The organism is Brumicola pallidula DSM 14239 = ACAM 615, assembly GCF_000428905.1.
Classification (GTDB): Bacteria; Pseudomonadota; Gammaproteobacteria; order Enterobacterales; family Alteromonadaceae; genus Glaciecola; species Glaciecola pallidula.
On the sequence record NZ_KE386814.1, the window covers coordinates 95070 to 118458 of the forward strand.

Here is a 23389-nt window from a genome sequence, read left to right on the forward strand (position 1 = left end):
CTAAGCGATAGGCCGTTAATATCTATTCTGAAGTTGGAAGTGCAGTGCGCGGCGATAAGTAATACGTAGTAAAATGCAATGCGCGGCAAGATCCAAGGCGCGGTAAAAAAAGGGAATTAATAAATAATTGCAGATAAGTTTGTGTCTTGCACATTAATAGGCATAAAAAAGAGCGCAATGCGCTCTTTCTAAATTATTCTGTAAGCTAAATTATTCTGTAAGCTAAATTATTCTGTAAGCATAGCTCGTTAGATAATAACTTACTTAGCTTTAAGTGCACCAAAACGCTTCTTGAACTTATCAACACGACCGCCAGTGTCAGCAGTACGTTGCTTACCAGTGTAGAACGGATGGCATAATGAGCATACGTCTAGGTTGATGTCTTTGCCAAGTGTAGAGCGAACAACCATTACGTTACCGCATGAACAAGTTGCTGTGATTTCGTTATACTTAGGATGAATACCTTCTCTCATTGGGATACCTTATTTATTTAGGCCGTCTCGCTATACAACCCGAAGTTGTACACCAAACGAAATTAATTAAAAAGCAGCTGAATAATCAACTACAGAAATTTGGACCGGCATGATAATGGACTTACACTCCTTAATCAAGAAATAACGAAGCAATTATTGCTAAACATAAGCGACGATAATGAAATACCCAACATTAGATGCGTAAAAACCACATTAGGGTAAAAATATTTCGTAGTGGCTTGATAAAGATTGATATCATGATGCCAGAAAATAAGGCTCTAAAGCTGGCAAACAATAACAGCACTACTATTAATAAAAGAGGTTTCATTGCAAGTTATTCAAGTGGCCATTGCGGTACCCATGTCACAATTGTTTGATTATAAAATTGACAGTGCTATTGCAACTAAGTCTGGGATAAACCAATTGTCACAGAATGAAGAAGCGTCAACTTCACCCACAATGACCTATTCAGATAACAATGAATTGGTCGGCTGTAGAGTCTTAGTGCCTTTTGGTCCGCGCAAATGCGTTGGTATTGTGTTGCGGGTAGATGTCGAATCTGACTATGAAGTATCAAAGCTCAAGTCTGTAATTGAGATACTCGATAGCGCACCCGTTTGTTCTCAGCAGATGTTGACCTTAGGTCAGTGGATGAGCGAGTATTATCATTATCCTATTGGCGAAGTGTTGCACACATTGTTACCGGCGACGCTAAGAAAGCAGCAAAAAGGCAAAACTAAAGCGGCAGTTGCTACTCAAGTTTATTTGCAGCTCAACACTGCAAGTAGAGCAAGTGATGAGGTCGATGAACTGCTTGCTCGTTCGCTTAAGCAGTTTGACTTGTATCGCTTGCTTAGAAAAGGCGCTCAGCCTTTATCAGCTATCAAGCAGCAATTTACTGCTGCCGTTATTAAAGCGCTCACAGACAAGTTGCTGATTGAAAAAGTAGATGTTGTCGAAAAGCCAAATGAGTGGACAGCACAATTAACCATATCTGAAAAGCCGCTACCGAATGTTGAACAAGCAATGGCAATTTCAACGATAAATCTTGCTAGTGGTTTCGACACAATGTTAATTGAAGGAGTTACCGGCAGCGGCAAAACAGAAGTGTATTTGCAAATTATTGAACCGCTGCTAGCAGCAGGTAAACAAGTCCTTATTTTGGTGCCTGAAATTGGCTTAACTCCTCAAACTGTAGGGCGTTTTGAAAAGCGCTTTGGGATAAGAGTGGGTACATTGCATTCTAATCTGAATGACACTCAACGATTACAAGTTTGGCAGCAAGCAAAAGATGGCAGTTTAGGTATTGTGATAGGGACGCGATCTTCTATTTTTATCGAAATGAAAAATCCCGGAATGATTATTGTAGACGAAGAACATGATGAATCTTTTAAGCAACAAGATAATCTAAAATATCACGCTCGAGATATTGCTGTTTATCGCGCTAGGCAGTTAAATATTCCCCTGGTGCTGGGCAGCGCAACGCCGTCACTAGAAAGTTTACATAATGCGTTAGAGAAAAAATATCGACATATTCTATTACCTAATCGTGCAGGTAATGCAGCAATGCCTACGCAGCGCTTAATGAATATTAAGGGCCAACCGATGCAATACGGTATTGCCCAAGGGATGCTCGAGAAAATACAAATACAGCTAGATGCAGGCAACCAAGTCATGGTGTTCGTAAACCGTCGTGGATACGCTCCCGCCTTGCTTTGTCATCAGTGTGGACATGTCGAGCACTGTGCTCGCTGTGATAACCCGATGACGGTGCACAAAAGCGCGAATAACCTGCAATGCCACCGCTGTGCTGATATTCGCCACTTGCCCAAAGCGTGTGCCGAGTGCGGACACACCGAACTGGATACCTTTGGTGTTGGTACAGAACAATTGCAGCAAGGCTTGGAAACGCTTTTTCCAGACTACGCAACAGTGCGAGTCGATAGCGACACCGTTCGCGGTAAGGGAAAATTGAGCAAGCTATTGCAAGAAATTAATCAGAAGAAGTATCAAATTCTTGTAGGTACTCAAATTTTATCCAAAGGTCATCACTTTCCGGATGTGACCTTAGTGCTTATTCTAAACGTCGATAGTGCACTGTTTAGTGCAGACTTCAGAGCACCAGAAAAACTAGCTCAACTGATTACTCAATTATCAGGCAGAGCGGGTCGGAGTAATAAGGCGGGCGAAATGTGGTTACAAACCCATTGCCCAGAGCATCCATTGTTGCAAGATCTCATCAATAACGGTTTTTCTGATTTTGCTCGATATGCACTACTTGAACGCAAACACGCGGCATTACCGCCCCACGAGCATCAAATTTGTATTCGCAGCGAGTCGCATCATAAACACTTGTCCATGCACTTTTTGCAATTGTGCGCACAACTATTTACGCAATTTAAACATGCCAAAGTATTAGGGCCATTTCCTGCCTTTATTGAAAAGAAACAAGGGCGCTATCGAAATCTGTTGATAATTCAATCGGCTTCACGAAAGTATTTACAACAAGCAACTGAGCAAGCTAATAAAGCATTGTCTGAAATGCCGGTCAGTAAGCAGGTGCGTTGGAGTATTGATGTTTCACCTATCGATTTCAGTTAAATAATGTATACTGGTTGTGTGTTTTTTAGAGCAAAGTTTTGTATAGTCTTTGACTGTAACAGACTCAAAAAAAGATATTAAAGAAAATATGGCGCAAAGAGATTACGTGGCGCGTAGCCAAAAGAAAAAACAGACTCCTAAAAATAAAAAGCAAGTTACCCAATCCGTTGCTTGGTTTAAAGTAGTGATCGCAATTTTAGTTGTGAGCAGCTTCGTGGCGGTTCTAATGTATTTGAAAGATGCAGGTAATAGTGATGCAGGAAGCGTGCTGCAAAGTGAACAAGATAATATAGCGAGACCCATTGAAGATGAAAAAGATCCACTACCGGTGCTTGAAGAAGAACACTGGGAATTTATAGAGGGCTTGCCTGCTTATTCAGTGGAAGTAGAAGTGGATGAATTACCCAATGCAGACCGTCGCTATTTAATGCAGTGCGGTGCTTTTAGAAAGGGATCGCAAGCGCAAGAACTAAAAGCCACAATTGCATTTCAAGGGTTGGAATCGCAAGTGCTTGAAAGTAAGAATTCAAAAGGCACTTGGTATCGGGTTGTCCTTGGGCCTTATGAGAGTAAGCGTAACGCCGAACGAGACCGCCATTCACTAAGATCCGCTCGTGTTAATCGCTGTCAAATATGGAATTGGGAATAGGCTGAACCGTAAGGAAAACTTTATAAACTATCGATTGAGTAACAAAGCGAGACTTGAAATAATTTGAACGCCCCCCATTTATTCCTGACTAACACGAATTAGACGGTACTAAATAGGAGTTTACATGACAACGATCGTATCAGTTCGTCGAGGCAATCAAGTAGTGATTGCGGGTGATGGCCAAGTTTCACTTGGGAACACCGTTATGAAGGGAAACGCGCGTAAAGTTAGACGCCTTTATAATAATAAAGTATTGGCCGGATTTGCAGGCGGCACAGCCGATGCTTTCACGTTATTTGAACGTTTTGAATCCAAACTAGAGATGCATCAAGGGCACCTTACTAAAGCGGCGGTTGAGCTAGCTAAAGACTGGCGCTCGGATCGAATGCTTCGAAAATTGGAAGCACTGTTGGCTGTTGCTGACCACAGTGGTTCTTTGATTATCACCGGTAATGGTGATGTTATTCAGCCTGAAGAAGATCTTATAGCAATTGGCTCAGGTGGGCCATTTGCGCAAGCTGCAGCAACTGCACTGTTTGCTAATACCGATTTAAGCGCACAAGAAATTGCCAAAAAAAGCTTAACTATAGCGGGTAATATTTGCGTATTTACCAATCAAAACCATACAATTGAAACACTCGATTATTAACTCTATTTTTTAAATTAACTTGCCCAATGGCCTTGTCATAGGTTTTGTTGGTAGCGTTAATCAAAGGTAACCAGACTATGTCAGAAATGACTCCCAGAGAAATTGTACATGCTTTAGATAAGCATATTATTGGGCAATCAAATGCGAAAAAAGCGGTGTCTATTGCGCTTAGAAATCGCTGGCGTCGAATGCAACTTGACCCCGAACTGCGCCAAGAAGTCACGCCCAAAAACATACTGATGATAGGTCCAACGGGTGTGGGTAAAACAGAAATAGCACGTCGCTTAGCAAAGCTAGCGAATGCGCCGTTCATCAAAGTAGAGGCGACCAAATTTACTGAAGTGGGTTATGTAGGTAAAGAAGTTGAAAGCATTATTCGTGACCTCGCCGATATTGCCGTAAAAATGACTAAAGAAGATGCGGTGAAAAAGGTGAAATATCGTGCTGAAGAAGCCGCTGAAGAACGAATTTTAGATATTCTGATTCCGCCGGCTCAAACCTCATCTGGAGAGCGCGAAGATAATCAAGATAAAGGAACCCGTCAGGTTTTTCGTAAAAAATTACGCGAAGGCCTATTGGACGATAAAGAAATTGAATTAGATGTGGCGCTTCCCCAGGTCGGCGTAGAAATTATGGCACCGCCAGGAATGGAGGAAATGACTAATCAGTTGCAAGGTATGTTTCAAAACTTGTCAGGTGAGAAGAGTAAAAAGAAGAAAAAGCTTAAAATAAAAGACGCGTTAAAATTGTTGATTGAAGAAGAATCCAGCAAGTTAGTTAATCAGCAAGATTTAAAAGAGCAGGCCATTGAATCGTTGGAACAAAATGGCATTGTATTCATTGATGAAATTGATAAAATTTGTAAGGGAGAAGGGACGCAGTCTGGCGGTGTATCCAGAGAAGGCGTTCAGCGTGACCTTTTGCCTTTGGTTGAAGGCTCTACGGTGTCAACTAAACACGGCATGGTGAAAACTGACCATATCTTGTTTATAGCCTCAGGGGCTTTTCAAATGGCAAAACCATCCGACTTGATCCCAGAGTTGCAAGGTCGACTGCCTATTCGGGTAGAGTTATCAGCCTTACGAGTCGAAGATTTTGTGAGGATTTTAACGGAGCCAGACGCATCATTAACGCTGCAGTACAAAGCCCTGTTGAAGACCGAAGGTGTGGATATCAATTTTGTGGAGTCAGGTATTCAACGTATTGCGGAAGTTGCTTGGCAGGTAAATGAAAAAACTGAAAATATAGGTGCTAGACGTCTATACACCGTGTTGGAGCGGCTAATGGAAGAAATTTCCTTTGAAGCGTCGGACAGATCGGGTGAGTCATTAGTTATTGATATTGATTATGTGAATCATCATCTAGAAACGTTAGCAGATAACGAAGACTTAAGTAGATTTATACTGTAGTACGAATTAAACGACATTAGTCTTTATCTTTATACCTTTCTAAGTCACTGGTCATTACTATATGAATTAGCGTTATGAATAACACTAAAAGCATTTTAAAGCTCAGTAAAAAGTCTGTTAGCAGAGGCAATTAGAAAGTGTTTGTTAGGTAGCGTTATCGGTCTAGTCAACCACGACGTGCAGATGCGTTTTAATATTTGATTCAAACCCCATTAGCCTCTGGTTACTGGGGTTTTGTTCTTCTAGAGCGCGACGTTTTGAAATAAATTCTGTTTAAGCCAAAACAGCACGAATGCTGAATTTTACTCTGACTCATCGGTGCTGATATAAGGTATATTCGTGAAGTAAAAAACCTCAATCGCCTTTAGATATTTTTTCGTTCCACACAAAAGGCATTGGAACTCGGCCATCAATAATTGTTGTGAAGCCATGCTCTCCAGTAAAATTCATGCGGTGTTGACTTAAGGGTTGGCTAACATAATCGGGAGCAATATTGAGCGGCGTACCGCCGAACACAGCTAGTTGTTGCACTTGGGTTAATGGTATTGTCTTATCTAATTTATTTTTCATGCTTATTTCCAGTCATAGAGAGTAAAGTGACCATTAAATAAGTGAGTAACATAGGCCAGTCTTTAAGATAGCCTATGTTGTCACCATCCTTGGTAGTTTTTTGTCTGCTTCCTTGCAGACATATTTAGAATAGATGACTTATAGAATTCAAGCCACTGACCGCTCGACTAGTTTGTTCATTTCCACGATAATAACTGTTCTATAGTCTTGCTGTTCAGGACAAATCAAAGGACAATATAACGACATCTATGTTGCATTACTTTTTTTATGTAAATCATAAGGAGCTGCTTATTTCCGTCTTTCCCAGTTGTCGACAATTCCTCCGTAGCTTACTTATCCTCGTGGTCTTTTTTGCTCATGCGCAAGCTATGGCAAAATGGGAAATTAAATCTGCAGACGGAAACAAAAAAATTGATAGTCAAGTTATGGATAATATTCAACTTCATTTGGCGGGCCTAAATTTTCCAGAAAATGACTATGAGTTGGCGCAGTTCGAAAAACAAACTCTTGTCAAAATTACGACTGCAATTCGCGCATATTCCTATTATCAGGCAACGGTAGTACTTAACAATTTCAATAAAAAGTCGTTTGATAATGACGGCGTCCAGATATTACTAACGTTGGGAGCAAAGCTAATTGTTAGCGAGGTGGTCTTGGAATATGACCGATCGGCGGCTCAACAAGCACATTTCCCAAGTGAATTGAAAGACATTATAACGTTGTTAAAAGCTTTTGAAGGCAAGCCCTTAGAGCAATCAAAATATGATGGATTAAAGAGCAGAATACAGTCTTTTTCGCTGATATTTGGCTATTTTGATTTCGTACTAGATAAAAGTGAAGTGCAAGTTAGTTTGGCTAAGAATGAAGCAAGTATTTATTGGAAATTTAACTTTGGTTCTCGATATCGCTTTGGTAATCTTGAATATATTGGCGAAAATAGAGGGATGGAGCTTGTTGAAGCGGTAAAGCCTTTTTCAGAAAGTGAGTATTTTGATCAACAAAAAGTCAGTGAGTTTACTCAACGTATACGCCAAACCTCGTATTATGACAATGTTATTGTTAGAGCAAATGTGAATGCGATGAGCAGTGAACAGCGAGTAGGTAAAATTGTCCCGATCGAAGTTCTTCTAACAGCTAAACCAAAAGACACCTATCAATTTGGTATTGGTGCATCGACCGATTCAGGGCCCAGAGTCACTGTCAATTGGAAACGTCCTTGGGTAAATTTACGTGGTCATAGTTTGTCGTCTGAACTCTACATTTCAGGGCCAAAAAAGAATGTCGCGGTGGGGTACACAATCCCAATGGCGAACCCGTTGAACGATTTTTTCAAAGTCCAAATGGGTTATCAAGAAGTCAATGAAGAGCAACGAGACAGTCAAACGTACACGCTTGCTGCCCAGCGTCAATTGGGAGCTAAGAATAAGAATGATTGGGATAAAATAATCTTTCTTCGGTATGAATATGAGAACTTTATTCAAGGTATTGATGAAGAACAATCCACACAACTTCTGCTGCCCGGATTCACATTTAATCGGGTTAGAAAAGACGGTGAATTATTTGTGAATTGGGGCGACCGCCAGCAACTGACTGTTGAAGCGGCTTCGGACAGAGTGATATCAGATTTGAATGTTTTACGCATCACGGCGCGAACCAAATGGATAAGATCATTTGGTAAGCACCGCTATATAGTGCGCGGCGATGCTGGTGCTATTGTTACAAACGATTTTGAACAGGTGCCCTCCAGCCTCCGATTCTTTGTCGGTGGCGACCAAAGCGTACGTGGTTTTGGATTAAATAAAGTCAGTGAAGAGCGCATTGATGAGACGACAGGATTAGATGAACTCGTTGGTGCACAGTTTTTAGCGGTTGTCAGTGTCGAATATGCATACCAAGTGAGCAACGATTGGCGAGTGGCTATTTTTGTCGACACAGGTAGCGCGAATAATGAGATAGGAAAATCGCCCATTTATGGTACTGGACTGGGTGTACATTGGTTGTCGCCTATCGGGACGATTAGACTTTATTTTGCAAGAGGATTTAGTGACAAAGAAAACACCAAACGGCTTCACTTTTCGATCGGACCCGGGATTTAATATGTCAAATTCTATGTTGTTGAATCGTGCTATCAAAATAGCTTCCTGGTCTGTATTGGGTGTCGTGTTATCGATCATGCTTGTTGTTAGTGTCGCATTGTCGGGCATCGGCACACAATGGGCTATTAATTATGTTAATGAGGGTGACTTTGGTGTTTCGGTTGACTATAAAGGTGGGAGTTTTTATTCCCAAGTCGAGCTCAATCAAATTCGAATTAAGCAACCGGGTGTAAATGTTGAGTCAAATGACTTATCTCTTGATATTAATCTAAGTTGCCTGTTTGCAGCTCAGATATGTATTAATAAAATTAGACTAAACAGCGTGGTTGTTGAACTTGGTAACATGCCAGTGCAGCAAGAAGTGATTGAGTCGGCAGCAAACAAGCTAATTCAGTTGCCTGTTCTGCTTAGCTTAAATGAATTAAGTATTGGTGATATTTTGGTTTCTCAAAATAACGTTGAGGTCCTAAAACTAAAAGATATGCTGTTGGCCTTGTCTTTTCATCATCAGTTGAACATATCGCAGTTAAATGTGGGCTCTCTATCCATACAATTACCAAAAATGGTGAAACCTGAACTGACTTCAACGACATCTAGTGGTCCTAACCAAAAAGGGCCTAGGGACTGGCTGAGTGCATTAGCAAATTACCAATATGTGCCTATTGTAATACCTGATGTCTATATCCCAATTGAATTGGCACTCAAAAGTACTGTGCTACGTAATGTGTGTATTCGCCAACAAGCCCAAGATGATGCAATAAGCACTAGTGTTTGCAATGACAGTTTAGCTATTGTTCTTGATATAAAAAATCAAAAACTAGATACAACAGTAGTGATCTCAAATTTGCATCAAGGCCCAGAAACACCCAACTTCATGCCAACAAATTTGAAACTTAAAGCCGTCGTTAATTTTGTAAAAAAATTCGAACATAATTTGACACTCGTTGCCCTCAAAGTAGACACACCTGTTTCGAACCAATCATCAAAAGCCCTCAAAGTAGAAACCCTCAAAGTAGACACACCTATTTTCAACAATGCCACTGGTTTTGAATTGCAGAGCGAAGGGAGCATCGACAAGCTCAATTTGATTTTGACTCATCTGCCAAGTCAGCAAAAATTACTCACGCTTGGTTCCGTGCTTGAGTTGTCCAAAGTAACACTCCCTCTATATGTTGATATGAAATTTGAAGGATTGTCTGCTGGGGTTGCTGATGACATTCAGGCTTGGCTTCCGGAATTGAGGAATGACGTGATATTGCAGTTAAGAGGTGTGTCTTTATTGCACACAAAAATGGCTGGAGACATGCAAGGCTATCGTGTAACTAGCACGCTAAAAACTGAAGAAATTTTTGGGATTGAAAATTTTGAATTAAATGCATGGTTCAAACCCACGAGCACAAAACAAGGAGAGCGCTCAATTGTTGATATTCAAAAACTCAATCTTAATGGCAGTATTGGAGCACTCGATTATGTTGGTAAAGCCATATTATCCTCCAAACGTGATGGGCAAAATGAGTTGTCTTTTAGTGGAAATTTAGAGCTTGAATCTGTTCAACTAGCAAAACTTGATGCCTCTTTAAACTCCCTTATCTCAGGCCAGCTACCGCATACGATTGTGATAACTGAAACAACGCAATCAGCTGCCATTAAGGGCGTTAATCTGAGTGGGAGTTGGCAAGATTTACCATTATCTTTGATCGCTGATGCAGAGCTAGAGAAAAGTGGCAACGTGAAGGTGCAATCGGTTCGCTTAACTCAGGGTGATAATAAGTTGAATGTGCAAGGTCATCTTTATTCTAGGAAAGCACTTGGGTCTATCGCACAGCTTGGCATAAATTTTCCAGATAAAAATGAAAAAAAGGCGTCTAGCCTTGATTTTTCGATCGATTTAAACGCCTTAAGTGATATTTATCCTGACTTAGAAGGACAGATATATGCGAAAGGGAATCTATCTGGGCCCATTGAAGCCCCAAAAATTATTATGCAAGTAAATGCAAAAGAATTCGCAGCTGCTGGCATTAGTTTAGAAAATGCGCTAATTGATGTCAGTATTAATATCGCCAACAAACTCGCATCGAAAGCGCAGATATCCATTTCAAATCTGTTTGCAGGAGGCCAGAATATTCCACGCCTCGAACTGCAACTAAGCGGTGATGAGAGTGAGCAGTCATTGCGACTCAGTATTCCCGAGGGCGAATACGTTACAGAACAATTTTTCAAAGGGCAGTTGAATACCCAAAATACAAGCTGGTCAGGTAAGTGGTTGGAGGGGGATCTGGTTTCTAGCTTTGCGGAGCTCTCACTCCAAGATCAGCCCAACCTAATCATAAACTTACAGCCTTTCAGTTTGTTCCTCGCCCGGCACTGCTGGGAAGGTCGAGGAGACCGGTTGTGTACAGAGGATATTAACGCGACCCAAATACAAGCTAAAACAAAGATCTCATTAGACTACAATGTCATGAATACGGGCGTGGCGAAGCTATTGCCTGCTTTTGATATAGACACCTCTGAACTAACTGTAAACATCGATATTGATATTGATTGGCAACAGCAGCGAGGTCTAAATTTCTCAGCAGATGCTGTTTCGCAAAATGCCACGCTGGTGTCAAGTGAAAATAAAATCAGCATAGAGAATATCTTAGCTAAAGTGCAAGGAACGCCAAAGAGCATTAATAGCAGCTTCAGCTTTGACAGTACTGAAGCGGGCCGAGTATCTCTGAGCAGTAAATTAGATCTAGCAAGTCAGCCCTATCAACATCAGGGTAGCATTACGGTTAGCGACTTCGCGGTATCATATTTTGCCTCTTTTATTACGGCAGTGAAAAAATTAAGCGGTGATATTAATGCGAATATCGCTTTTGAAGGGCCATTAGATAAACCGTCATTGCAGGGAGAGTTGTCCATTACTGAGGGGGCTATTGTATTAAAAGAGTATCCGTTGAGGTTGTCTGACTATAATCAAAAAGTCATCTTTAAGGGCTCTAAAGCTGACTTCTCAGCACAATTTACCTTAGGCGATGGAAGAGGAAGCATCAATGGCGATGTCGACTTCACCGATGCCTTGACCGTGAACACGACGGTGGTTGGCGATAAACTTGTCATTGCTTATGAAACCTATCAATTTGAAGTATCCCCAGATATAAACATTACGTTTTCACCTGAGCTATTGTCTGTTTCAGGCAAAGTTGAAGTGCCATATGCTAGAGTGAAAATTAAGTCATTACCGTCGAGCGCAAAATCACCCACGCAGGACATTATTGTGATTGATGATAAAAAGGTAGTAAAGCAAGGGAGATTGCCACTTGATATTAACGTCAATGTACTAATTGATAAGGCTAAGACAGGCCAAGTTAAACTTGATGCTTTGGATTTAAAAGCCGAGTTAAGTGGTGATTTAACGGTACAAATTGACACTCAAAATACTCGGGTGCACGGCATCGTTGAAGTACTCAAAGGTGAATATGAAGCTTACTCTCAAGTATTGCAGATCAGAAAAGGGGATATCATTTTCAGTGGTCAGCCTGACGTTCCTGCATTTGATATTGAAGCTATTCGCAATCCGCTAAATACCAAGGATGAAGTGATTGCTGGAATTAGGGTTACCGGAAACGCCATTAAGCCCTCTGTAGAACTGTTTTCGGAACCAACAATGGAGCAGGCAAGACAGCTATCATATCTTATTAGCGGCACAGATAGCTTCGGTGCTGGTGAAGATTCTGATTCAAATACAACGTTGGTGAATGCACTCGTGAGCTTTGGTGTTGGGCGCAGTGAAAACGGTATTGGTAGCTTGGGTCAAAAGTTAGGTGTCAAAGATTTGAATTTACAAACTGCAGGGCAAGGTAGTGACACTCAAGTTCAGCTTTCTGGGCAATTAGCTGAAGGCGTTAAAATTACATACGGTATAGGTGTGTTCGATTCTGTCAGTGAAGTAAGTGTACACTATCAGTTGCTCCCCAAGTTATATCTAGAAGCGGTGAGCGGAGTAAATAACACGCTTGATTTGTACTATCAGATTACCAGTAAAGATTAAGTATGAAAAATAAAGCATGAAAAAGCCCGGAATTCGGGCTTCTTATTTTGCTTAACAGGTAGTTTACGTGATTATGTAAAGGCACTCTTTTGTAATCTTAAACTACGATGCCATATCATATAGGTCCTTATAATAAGTCGCCATTAACGTTGTTCTATTGCTAATGTTAAGCTTGCGATAAATGTTCGCGCAGTGAAATTTAACGGTACGTTCACTGATGAATAGGTCTGCCGCAATAATTTTATTGGGTAATCCTTCCATAATCTTCATCGCTATTTGCTTCTCTCGTCTAGATAATGTTTGTATTTGAGTAATCATATTCATCATTAATTTTCCTTGTTTTGATGTTTTTTGCTGGGGGTATTGGTGACATATTGGTGCGTTATATCGCATAATTCACCTTCAATAAAAGCAAGCACAATGTCTGCACTTCCAATCGTTTCTTGTCGATGAGCAATCATAATTTTGGTCATGCTCAATTTACGTAAGTTGTTGTTTATAGCATTTTCTGTAAAGGCATCGAGGTGACTTGTTGCTTCGTCCATAAATAATAATCTTGGCTGCTTATAAAGGGCGCGAGCAAGCAGTAATCGTTGTTTCTGCCCGCCGCTCAATGTGCTCCCCATATCTCCTACTAAGGTGTTGTACTGCATCGTCATTTGCATGACATCGTGGTGCAGACAACTTATTTTAGTAATTTCAATTGCGAGAGGTAGGTTCGTTGTGTCGGCAAAGTCAGTAATATTGTCTAGAATTGAACCATTAAGTAATAGATCATCTTGCAGCACTGCGGCAACACCCTGTTGATGTCGGTTACTGGCATTGAGTAAATTACCATCAATATAAACGTGGCCTTCAGTGCCATGACTTAATCCCATTAAACAGAGCAACAAGCTCGATTTTCCACAACCACTTGGACCACAAATAACCACGCTTTTGCCACGCGGGATATTTAAGTTTAGGTTCTGAAAAATACAGTCTTGAGTTGGATGATATTGAAACGATAAATTACGAACTGATAAATGAAATGCACTTTCTACATTGGCTGTTAAGTGTTCTACATTTTTGTTGATTTCATTTTCTAGGCTCTTAGATATCTCACTTGCGGTAAATACAATGTCGGCCAATCTATCTAAGTGTACTCGGAGCATTTTGAATTCGAGCCAGTTATTAATCAAACTGTCAGCGGCAGTAATAAACTTAGCTTTGTAACTCATGAACGCATAAAGCATACCTATAGAGAACAGGTTTATAGTGACCAATTGGGCTGCTAAATAAATGATAATGATATTCTCTACACCAAACAATATTTTATTAAGCACTGAGAAATTGATTTGCCAACGGGACAGTTCAATTTGTTTATTCATTGCGCTGCTAAGAAGGTTGAGCCATTGAGAACCGCGTTGGGTACTTTTGTTATTAAGCTTAATTGTTTTTATCGCGCGAACGCTTTGCATAAAATGGGTGTTTTCGGCTGCTTGGCTTTGAATCACTTCCATATTTTGGCGCTTCATGGGATTAAAAAATACCCAGCGCAGAAGCCCATAAAATACAACGACTAAGCAAACGATGCTGGCAAGTGTGGAGGAATAGAAAAATAAAACGATAAGCATCAATACCGCCATCAGTCCATCAATAAGGCCAGATATGATACCCGATGTCACAATATGACGAATATTTTGAAGAGATCCGAAGCGACTTACAATATCGCCTAAATGTCTTTTTTGAAAATAGTCGACGGGCAGGGAAAGTAAGTGCGTAAAAACGCGAGTCGACATATGAATGCTAAATTGATTCGAAAAATAGAGCATGACTCTTTCGCGAAGCATAAATGTGAGTGTATCTATAAATAAAAGCAAAAGGAAAGCGATTGCGAGCACGCTGAGCAGAGAGGTATCCGACTTTACAATGACTTCATCGATAACAGTCTGCATGTAAAATGGTGCGGCAATGGCAAAAAGTTGAAGCAATAGACTCAGGCCAAATAAGATCCCCAGCTGTCTTTTGATGCCAATAGCCTGACTTAAAAAAATCTTTGATTTCTAGCTTTTGCGATGCTTTTACTTTCTTAAACTTAGTATTCGGCTGCATTTCAACCGCAATACCAGTAAAGGCGTCACTGACTTGCTGCATATCTAATTTTCTGAGTCCAAGCGCTGGATCTGCAATATGACAATGCTCTTTTGTCACCTTCTTTAACACCACAAAGTGTTGGAAGTTCCAGTGTAGAATACAAGGTGTATTCAATTCATTCAGTTCTGTTAGTTGGACTTTCAATGCTCGACAGGAAAAGCTGAGTAACTCACCGAGTTGCATAATCTGAGTTAAATTACTTCCTTGAATTGATATTGGGTTGAGTTGGCGCAGCTTATCTAACGTAATATAATTGCCGTGAAAGTTAGCAAGCATAGCAACGCAAGCTAAACCACATTCACTTGCCTCAGCTTGTATAACAATATTAAGACTTGGCTTTGAGGAAAAGCGTAATATATCACTTACTTTTGTGTGAGCTGTTTTTTGCGTCATTGTTTGGGTATTTGTACTTTTTGTTTTAGCGTCAGAGTTGAAGAACATTAGATTGTGCCTCGCAAGCTATAAATTGGACTTAACAACCATTCCAATAGGCTTCTATTTGACAGCGTTATCTCAGCTTGAAATAGCATACCGGCCTTCAATTCAACCCTGTTACCGTTAGTGTTAAGTTGTTGATTGTCAAGGATCGCATCAATAAGGAAAACTGGTTCAGTGAGTTGCATGGGCAAACGCTTTACTTGATGCGGTAATAGTATTTGTTGCGACACATATGACACCTGAGCCTTTGACATACCAAACTTTTGGTAGGGGAATGCGTTTAATTTGAGCTGAACTAACTGCTTATTCTTGATGAAGCCAGCATGATTTGATGGTACATATAAAACAGCCTTCAATGGATTGTTGAGGGGGGTTATTTGGAGTAACGGCATATTGTTACCAATAGTCTCGCCGTTAGTTGCTTGTAAGTTATGCACTATGCCGTCAATAGGACTTTTGATAAGGTAGTTACTAGCGCCTTCGAATCGCTGTATCTCTTGTGTGATGCGTTGCAAATTTGATTTAAGAGTATTGAGTTCTTCTTTTAACGCTATTTTGTTGCTTATTTGGTTTTGTTTGACTGACAATAACCTTTGTTCAAACTCTAATTTTGTTGAATACCTTTGTGACTGCAGCAATTCAATAGCCTGGCGTTTCTCTTTTTGCGTGTTATAGGCTATTTTTGGAATGCTTTTAACCTGCAAGAGTGACAGTAACACTGCTTCTTCAACACTCGCTTCATTTACTTGTTGGTTTAAGTTTTTTTCAATCTGAATATTAACGTTCAACTGTTGCTGATAGCTATTTATCAAACTGTCATTTTGAGTCTCTTGTTGTTGGTACTTATCAACGAGTATAGCTTGGCGTTTTTCTAATAGTCCACGCTGTTGCATTAGCGAATAAAATTGTTGCTGGTAATTTCCATTTAAGAGTGAGGTTACGTTGCGTGATATTTCGATTAGTACCTGGCCCTTCAATACCGCTTGTCCGTTGCTTATTAGCGTCGACGTGATAATACCATTTGCCTCTTTCGCCATGATATCAATGCTTGGTTTAGAGCTCACTAACCATCCATTTACAGTTGCTTTACTGCTAAAATTAGCGTTAAGAAGCAACCCACATAAGAGTAAAAACCAACAGACTAGAATGGTGGTTATCACTTGGTGATTAGTTTTTGGTAACAGCATAGCTTCACCAAGGTTGTTTAAATCTTGTCCTTGTATCGCTTCTTGTCTAAAAAGCTCGGTTGAATGTTGCATGTGTTTTTCATTCCCTGAAAGTAGAAGGTTGTTTTAGTGCCATCACAGTTTGATGCGAACAACTAGCTTACTCAGGTTCTGAAAAAACGACGTTTAAAAATGGGACAAATACTTTTAAAAATGGGACATTTTGCAATTTTGTCCCATTTTTAAAGATGTACTAATGATCAAGCCCATTAATATAGGTTACTTTGGTTCAGGAGAGTTAAGTTCAATATAAATAAAGTGTTAGATAATTTTATAGTGTTAATGTGGCTCAAATCACGTTACTTTTTAGTCTCTGTTTGGGTTTTTAACGTTAGAAAATTTAACCTTATTTTTAAGCCAAATTAGATGGTTACGCATAACTTTAACGCTTTTATTGTACAAATAATAAACAAAACGTAAATATGATAAGAAATGAAGGTATAAAAAAACGTGCCGCACAGGCACGTTTTCTAATTTCTAGGGCTGAAAACTAGCGTAAATTAATGCACCCAATGGTACATATGCGCTTTCTGTTCCATTTGCTGTTGAGTTTCTTCAGGCATAAACAAGCTGTTGTCGTTTTCAAAGAAGAAAGGAGAACGTTTCTTTTCCGAACCAACTTCATTCATTGTTGCCGCTGCAAACACGCGACCATTAATCACAGTATAGTCAACAAATTCGCTACGCCTTAAATCATTCAGCACGTCACCATCGATAATGACTAAGTCGGCTAACTTGTCCGGTTCTATACTGCCGATTGCTTTGTCCATGCCTAGGTGTCTTGCACCATCAATGGTTCCGGCGCGAAGTGCTTCAAATGGCGTAAAACCACCTTGTTCCATTATCCACAACTCCCAATGTGCAGCTAAGCCTTCGCGTTGACCATGTGCTCCAATATGAACGCTAACACCATTGTCGCGTAACTCTTTTGCATATTTAGCAACGGCAAAATGATTGTAGTGATCATCGGGCGCTTTGGGACGACGGATATTGCGGTCAACCAAGAAGTGAGGTGTATAACGCATTAATCTCTCATTTTCCCAGACATTGGTGCGGTCATAAAAGTACGTTTCACCGCTTAACCCGCCATAGGCAACAACAAACGTAGGTGTGTAACCAAACTTCGTGGCTTTCCACAGTTGGGTCAGGTCGTTATAACCAGTAGCAATGGGAAGACTGTGCTCCAAACCAGTGTGGCCATCAACCAGCATAGTAATGTTTTGTTGGAATTTACCACCGCCTTCAGGCATAACCATCATACCTTGGTTTTTAGCGGCAACCAGCACCTGTTGGCGTTGATCACGTCGCGGTTGGTTGTAACTTTTAACCGAAATAGCCCCAAGGTCTTTTAATCTTTGGACGTGATAATAGGCATCGTCATAGTTGTTAATAATAGATTTAAAGCCAAGTGCTTCTGCGCCATATAGAATTGTTCCGGTGGAGTAAATCCTTGGTGCCACGCGTTCACCTGCTTTTTGTAATTCCCCTGCAGCCATAATCTCAGTAGTGTCATTTGATGGATCATGAATAGTTGTTACACCAAAAGCGAGGTTAGAGTATTGACTCCAATTTTGCTCAGGAATAATTTCACTTCGCCCTTGAGCTCCATGTGCGTGAGTATCAATTAGTCCAGGAATAACTGTTTTCCCTTCAGCATTTATAATGAGTGCATCGTTGGGGATCATGATGTCAGCTTTTTTGCCGACAGCTTCGATTCTATTATCTTTTATTAATACAACACCATTCTCAAATACTTCCTCTTGATCATCGGCATCGCGCATGGTGACAACTTTACCACCAACAATTGCGGTATAGCGATTTGGCTTGTCAGACTTTTTCTTGAATGATAAATCCATGCCTTCGTTTAATGGTTCAGGCAATTGCGCATTGGGCTCAGCTAAAAAGTCAAAGGCTTGATCCAAACTGCGCTCAAAATAACGGGGACCGTGAGACCAACCCACCGAATCGTTATTCGGGCTCCAAGTCATGTAGTTGCCTGAGCGTGCAGAAAGCTGCTTGACAGGGAGTGACAACATTTTAGGACCAATCGACACTTTTTGACCATTAGCTGCAAATGGAGTTACGAATGTGTTGTATTGATGCACAAAAGCAACCCACTTTTTATCATGTGATAAGCGGTATTCACTTACTTTGTCGCCGCCATATAGATGCACACGTTTGTCTTCACCCCGCAAGTTCACGCTAGAAAACTGGGTTTCACGATAAGGAGTACCAGTCACTGATTCACTGAAGTAAACACGATCATTACCGGCAGAAAAATGCGGTTCAACACCACTTTTTGAGACACGTTCGGTGGTTTTTTCTTTTAAGTTAAGAACGTAAATACCAGGATCAATAGAGTTGGTTGGGTCTAGCAAATATCCGCCAGTAAATTTGCGATAGGTAAGCATTTTTCCGTCTGTTGAAAAGCTTGGTTCAATGTAATGGCCTTTTGACAAACTGACTACTTTACCTTTGCCGCCTTTTGCAGAAATAATCCTTACATCGCCAAGGTTATCATCGCTCCAGGTTGTGTACACGATTTGCTTGCCGTCATTTGAGAAACGTGGATAGTATTCGTCATGCTGATTTTGCTTGGTTAGACGCTGTATTTCACCACTTTTAATATCTTTGACGTACAGTTTACCGAGTGCTTGAAACAAGATTGAGTCACCGTTTGGTGATTTTTGGGCCCAACGTATCGCCCTTACATCAAACTCATCTGGCGCAACATCCACATCAAAGCGCAGCGCATCTGCAAACTTCACTGTTGTCTTAATGTTTACATCTAACGTTGCTAATGACTGATCTTTGATATTCAGTTTATGAAACTTTCCACCTGTCCAAAACACGATTTGTTCGGAGTCTGGTGTCCAATCAAAATAAGCAAAATAACCTTCGCTCCCGAAACCTTCTTGCATGTCACGTTCTAGGTCCATAAATACCGCTTTTTCATCGCCAGTCTGTATGTTCTTTAGGAATAAGGCTGTTTTACTTTTTACACGACGAACAAATGCTACGTATTTTCCATCTGGGGAGGGTGTAGGAACGACAGCACCTCCTGTGCCAGAGATATAGCGTTCTTCTTCACCTGTTTCTCTATCGTAGCGAATAATCGCGAATATGCCTTTGAGGGCATCTCTGTTGTAGCTAAATTGTGAACCACCGGTAATATCTTGGGTATAATAGATATATTGCCCATCCGGTGAAAATGCAGGGTCAGTAATATTTTTTTGGTCGACTTTACCACTAACACGTTCTTTAATTGCTAGACCGTCACCACCGCTTTGGTGATAAAGCCAGATCTCACCGGCTGGAATACTGCGACTTGACATAATACCTTTATTGACGACAATATATTCGCCATCTGGACTCCACTTAGGAGAATGTATTAAGTTGCTCTTTTCTTTGGTCACTTGGCGCAAGTTTTCGCCATTCATGTTCATTACCCAAACATTTGAAAGGCCATCGCGGTCAGAAATGAAGGCAACTTGTTTACCATCAGGGCTAATTGTAGGATGTATATTCCAAGCAAAATCTTGAGTTAACGGCTTTGCGTCGCCACCGTTTATGCTGGCAATAAAAATATCGCCGAGCATATCAAACACGAACTGCTTGCCGTCTGGACTAACATCTAAGCTAGACCAAGTGGTTTCATTTGTGTTTATTTCGACGCTAGATAATGTCATGGGCGGATTTAACACATCCCATGTTGCGAAAGGTTTATCTTTTTCTTTTTCGTCATGCCCATCGGCAATACTGATTGCACTAAAGCTCAGTAAACCGGATAGTAGAATAGGGAACAGCTTCTGTCTTGTTGATATCATTATTTGTCTTCTGCTTTGAATTAATTGATGCTTAAGTGATGTGTCTTTTACGACTAGTCTAATTACCGGTCTGCACATTCTAAGACGAACAATAGTTGTTAACAAAAAGTTCTGCAACTTTCGGTTAATTTACAATCAATCCATTCTGTAAACTCTGGAACAAGGACACACCTGTTTTATCATTACGCTGCTTACAGGTGTGTCTTAGTTTTTTTTCCCCTTCTTCGGCTAAGGCAAATAGGTGTGTCCTTATTATTCCTTTCATCATTGTTGCTCGTTGGCACCTAGCTCTAAAACAGTTCGGTGGTGAATTGGTGATTTCTTATCGCCATTTGACTTGATGGGGCTATTTCACCTAATTTATATTGTGCCGCGCCGGTTGGTTCAGCGAGGATATAAGATAAGTTATTTTGTACTATTTGTGCATCCGTTTGATTTGGATTCAGATTAATTCCAACCAATGCATGATTGCGTAAGAAAACCATTTTGGCAGATAATGTTGGGTTGTAAGATTTTAAAAGGGCAAGGAACAAAGTTGATTTACTATCACAGTCCCCTCTATTGTTTAATAGGAGTTGTTGAGGTGCGGCAAATCCAGATCCATTTGACGAGATACGATTTTCAAGAGTGTCATAGGGAATGGTTTGCAGCCAATTCAAGGTGAAATCAATAAACTCTCTGGCATTATTAGGATTATTCAGTTGCTCTTTAATCGCGAGCACAATACCAGAAAGATGACTGCTGCTTTCTTCAGCGTAACGCCGATGATCTTGTTTAATAGTCAACCGGCCCATTTCATTTTTAAAAGGAACATAGTAGTTTTTGCTTAAGTATTCGGCTTCTGCTTCTTCGTGCTTTTTACCAAGTGTCGCTGTGATTTCGTTTATCTGTTCGGGATATTTACCAGAAACTTGCATATTCAAGGACCCCGCAGATCGCTCAATTGAAATATTTGCAATTTTTGGGTCTATTGTTTTCGCATATTCGAGTAAATTTCTATGAATATAATTTTGAGCGAGAAGCGTATTGTAGGCAGGAGCGGAAGTTGGTAGCTTATCGATCTCTGTGTGCGCAAGTAAAAACTTGAGTTTACGAATACCATCTTCGCTTTGCCATTGATAATTGAACTCAATACCTAAGGTAGAACTGTTTTTAAAAAAATGTTCTTGTTGAGAGTCGGCCTTAAATGGCGTAATAAACATGACTATTAAAGCAATATTAACTAAGATCCTGAACATGTATCGCATTTAACTAACCTTACAATATTATTGGTCTACGTTCCCTCGAGAAAACCAGTTAAGTGATGAATGTAAATTAACAACGCTACCTACAATAATCAAAGTGGGTGGCTTTAACAACGCAACTCTAGGATTACCAACAATATTATCAAGCGTTCCAGTAACAACTGCTTGATCTTCTCGAGTTGCTGATTGGATTAGCGCAATAGGCATCTCTGGAGACATTCCATGTTCCATAAGTTTGTCACAAATTATAGGTAAACCGGTTAGTCCCATATAAAATACAACCGTGTGATTTTGTTGAACAAGTGCTGGCCAATTTAAATTGATCGTGTTGTCGCGCAAATGGCCAGTGGTGAATGTTACTGACTGCGCATGGTCGCGATGCGTTAATGGTATACCTGCATAACTCGCCGCTCCTGAAGCGGCAGTAATACCAGGCACTACTTGGAAGTCAATACCGTGTTCAATGAGAGTTTCAATTTCTTCTCCTCCGCGGCCAAATATAAACGGGTCTCCTCCTTTCAACCTCACCACTCTGTTTCCAGCTAATGCTTCCTTCGCTAGCAGTTTGCTAATATCTTCTTGTGGGATAGTGTGATTGCTTTTCTCCTTTCCAACATAAATTTTTTCGGCGTCTCTGCGCACGAGTTCAAGTATTTCGGGACTTACTAATCGGTCATAGACAACAACGTCAGCTTTTTGCATTAATCTTAATGCTCTGAAGGTCAGTAGATCTGGGTCTCCAGGGCCGGCTCCTACCAGATATACTTGACCAGCGGGCTTATCACCGTTTTTATAGGCAATAAGTGCTTTATCGAATTTCTTTTCTGCAAGTTTTTCGTTTCCTTGTAGAATTGATTCACCAATGTCACCGTCAAGTACCTCTTCCCAAAAATAGCGTCTGTCAGTTACCGAAGAAAGTGCTCCTTTGACAGTATCGCGGAACTTCGCTGAAAAATCACCTAATAGTCGTATGTTTGCAGGTATAACACTTTCTAGTTTTTGACGAATATAACGAAGTAAAACAGGCGCGACACCGCCGCTGCTCATTGCGATGATGATGGGTGAGCGGTCGACGATAGATGGCGTAATAAATTTACATAGCGGTGTGTTGTCAACTACGTTGACGAGCATGTTTTTAGCATGTGCTATATCGTGTATGTGCTTGTTTACTAGTGCATCATCGGTAGCAACAAAAATCATTTGCTTGCCTTCAATATCAGTATCTTCAAATTTTCTTTCAATTAAAGTAATTTGAGTTGATTCGGCAGCGAGTCGTTTTACTGTGTTACTTACCCACGGGGACACAATCGTTATTTTTGCCGGAGTTTTTAACAACAGCTCACATTTTCTAGCGGCAACTTCGCCTGCGCCAACTAATAGGCAATGGATGTATTCAGCATCGACGAATATAGGGAAATACTTCATTAGTGTGCGCGCTTGTCATAAATATTAAGTTTAATTATGAGGGTTATCCTTATTCTAATATAGCAATATTTTTAAAGGTAATATTTCGTTTTGGAATTAGAAAGCTAAAAGCATTCAACAATTGCTTTATTTATTGTCAGTTTCGAATGAAGTTCGTTAATCGCTGTAATGATTTTAGCGTGTTGTGTCAGAGGAGTATTTAAATAGAGCAGGTGAACATCAAAGTTTCCTTGACCTCAGCCTGCCTTTCAATTAAAAAAAGTTTATAAACACGTATAAAAATACCGGTCTAATTATTAATGAAATCAACGTTCGTGCACTGAACACACACGCAAGCTTTACTACTCAATATAAACTAAGTAGCAACCGAAAATTGTGAAGTAGAAAATTCCAAAAATAATCAAGTTAGAAATTGTTAGCGATGAGGCGTCATCGGTTCCGATAAATACTCCTAGATATATTGTTGCGCTGTTTTCCAAAACTGTGCTACCTATAAAACAATGATTGATACTGAAATTTCTAATGTTGTTAATAATTTCTTTATTCACTCCTGAGTTATGCGTAAATTCGACCACGAAAACTTTACCCCTGCAGGCATCAGATTCAGATTGGAAGC

Annotated in this window: 15 protein-coding genes; 6 read left to right on the plus strand and 9 right to left on the minus strand. The window is 40.3% G+C overall.

Annotation, left to right across the window (positions count from 1 at the left end):
- Positions 1-260: 260 nt before the first annotated feature.
- On the minus strand, positions 261-473 hold the full coding sequence (gene rpmE / locus G399_RS0111330; RefSeq protein WP_006009774.1) for a 50S ribosomal protein L31: 213 nt from the start codon (positions 471-473) through the stop codon (positions 261-263).
- A gap of 327 nt (positions 474-800) precedes the next feature.
- On the opposite strand from rpmE, the gene priA reads away from it, so the two are divergent.
- The 4 genes from priA to hslU all read left to right on the plus strand — a co-directional run bounded on the left by priA (position 801) and on the right by hslU (position 5781).
- A complete protein-coding gene (gene priA, locus G399_RS0111335) occupies positions 801-3074 on the plus strand; it encodes a primosomal protein N' (RefSeq protein ID WP_026843667.1) in 2274 nt (757 codons plus the stop codon).
- A gap of 49 nt (positions 3075-3123) precedes the next feature.
- The gene (locus G399_RS0111340; protein ID WP_226988925.1) at positions 3124-3723 is read left to right on the plus strand and encodes an SPOR domain-containing protein; all 600 of its coding nucleotides are present in this window, start codon (positions 3124-3126) and stop codon (positions 3721-3723) included.
- 124 nt (positions 3724-3847) lie between these two features.
- Complete coding sequence (gene hslV, locus G399_RS0111345; protein WP_006009745.1) at positions 3848-4372, plus strand: ATP-dependent protease subunit HslV; 525 nt, start codon at positions 3848-3850, stop codon at positions 4370-4372.
- A gap of 77 nt (positions 4373-4449) precedes the next feature.
- The gene (gene hslU, locus G399_RS0111350; RefSeq protein WP_006009747.1) at positions 4450-5781 is read left to right on the plus strand and encodes an ATP-dependent protease ATPase subunit HslU; all 1332 of its coding nucleotides are present in this window, start codon (positions 4450-4452) and stop codon (positions 5779-5781) included.
- A gap of 354 nt (positions 5782-6135) precedes the next feature.
- Here hslU and G399_RS0111355 read toward each other — a convergent pair whose 3' ends face one another.
- Positions 6136-6351 carry a hypothetical protein gene (locus G399_RS0111355; RefSeq protein ID WP_006009748.1) on the minus strand — a complete coding sequence of 72 codons (216 nt, stop codon included), beginning with the start codon at positions 6349-6351 and terminating at the stop codon, positions 6136-6138.
- Positions 6352-6719: 368 nt separating this feature from the next.
- Between G399_RS0111355 and G399_RS0111360 the strand changes: the two genes are divergently transcribed.
- Positions 6720-8447: an autotransporter assembly complex protein TamA gene (locus G399_RS0111360; RefSeq protein WP_226988926.1), complete on the plus strand. Its 1728-nt coding sequence runs from the start codon at positions 6720-6722 to the stop codon at positions 8445-8447.
- A gap of 1 nt (position 8448) precedes the next feature.
- Positions 8449-12480 carry a translocation/assembly module TamB domain-containing protein gene (locus tag G399_RS0111365; RefSeq protein WP_226988927.1) on the plus strand — a complete coding sequence of 1344 codons (4032 nt, stop codon included), beginning with the start codon at positions 8449-8451 and terminating at the stop codon, positions 12478-12480.
- 102 nt (positions 12481-12582) lie between these two features.
- Here the strand turns inward: G399_RS0111365 and G399_RS0111370 are convergent, their stop codons facing one another.
- From G399_RS0111370 to cysG, 7 genes are all read right to left on the minus strand, one after another.
- A complete protein-coding gene (locus G399_RS0111370; protein ID WP_006009753.1) occupies positions 12583-12807 on the minus strand; it encodes a helix-turn-helix domain-containing protein in 225 nt (74 codons plus the stop codon).
- On the minus strand, positions 12807-14450 hold the full coding sequence (locus tag G399_RS20645; protein WP_161627086.1) for a peptidase domain-containing ABC transporter: 1644 nt from the start codon (positions 14448-14450) through the stop codon (positions 12807-12809). Before G399_RS20645 ends, G399_RS0111370 begins: the two co-directional genes overlap by 1 nt.
- Complete coding sequence (locus G399_RS21295) at positions 14395-15054, minus strand: cysteine peptidase family C39 domain-containing protein (RefSeq protein WP_006009755.1); 660 nt, start codon at positions 15052-15054, stop codon at positions 14395-14397. The genes G399_RS20645 and G399_RS21295 overlap by 56 nt, the downstream gene beginning before the upstream one ends.
- On the minus strand, positions 15054-16310 hold the full coding sequence (locus tag G399_RS0111385; RefSeq protein WP_006009756.1) for a beta-barrel domain-containing protein: 1257 nt from the start codon (positions 16308-16310) through the stop codon (positions 15054-15056). The genes G399_RS21295 and G399_RS0111385 overlap by 1 nt, the downstream gene beginning before the upstream one ends.
- A 467-nt stretch (positions 16311-16777) precedes the next feature.
- Positions 16778-20104: an amidohydrolase family protein gene (locus G399_RS0111390; protein WP_006009757.1), complete on the minus strand. Its 3327-nt coding sequence runs from the start codon at positions 20102-20104 to the stop codon at positions 16778-16780.
- Between the two features lie 290 nt (positions 20105-20394).
- Positions 20395-21351: a hypothetical protein gene (locus G399_RS0111400; RefSeq protein WP_026843668.1), complete on the minus strand. Its 957-nt coding sequence runs from the start codon at positions 21349-21351 to the stop codon at positions 20395-20397.
- A gap of 18 nt (positions 21352-21369) precedes the next feature.
- The gene (gene cysG / locus G399_RS0111405; RefSeq protein WP_006013672.1) at positions 21370-22773 is read right to left on the minus strand and encodes a siroheme synthase CysG; all 1404 of its coding nucleotides are present in this window, start codon (positions 22771-22773) and stop codon (positions 21370-21372) included.
- Between the last annotated feature and the right edge of the window lie 616 nt (positions 22774-23389).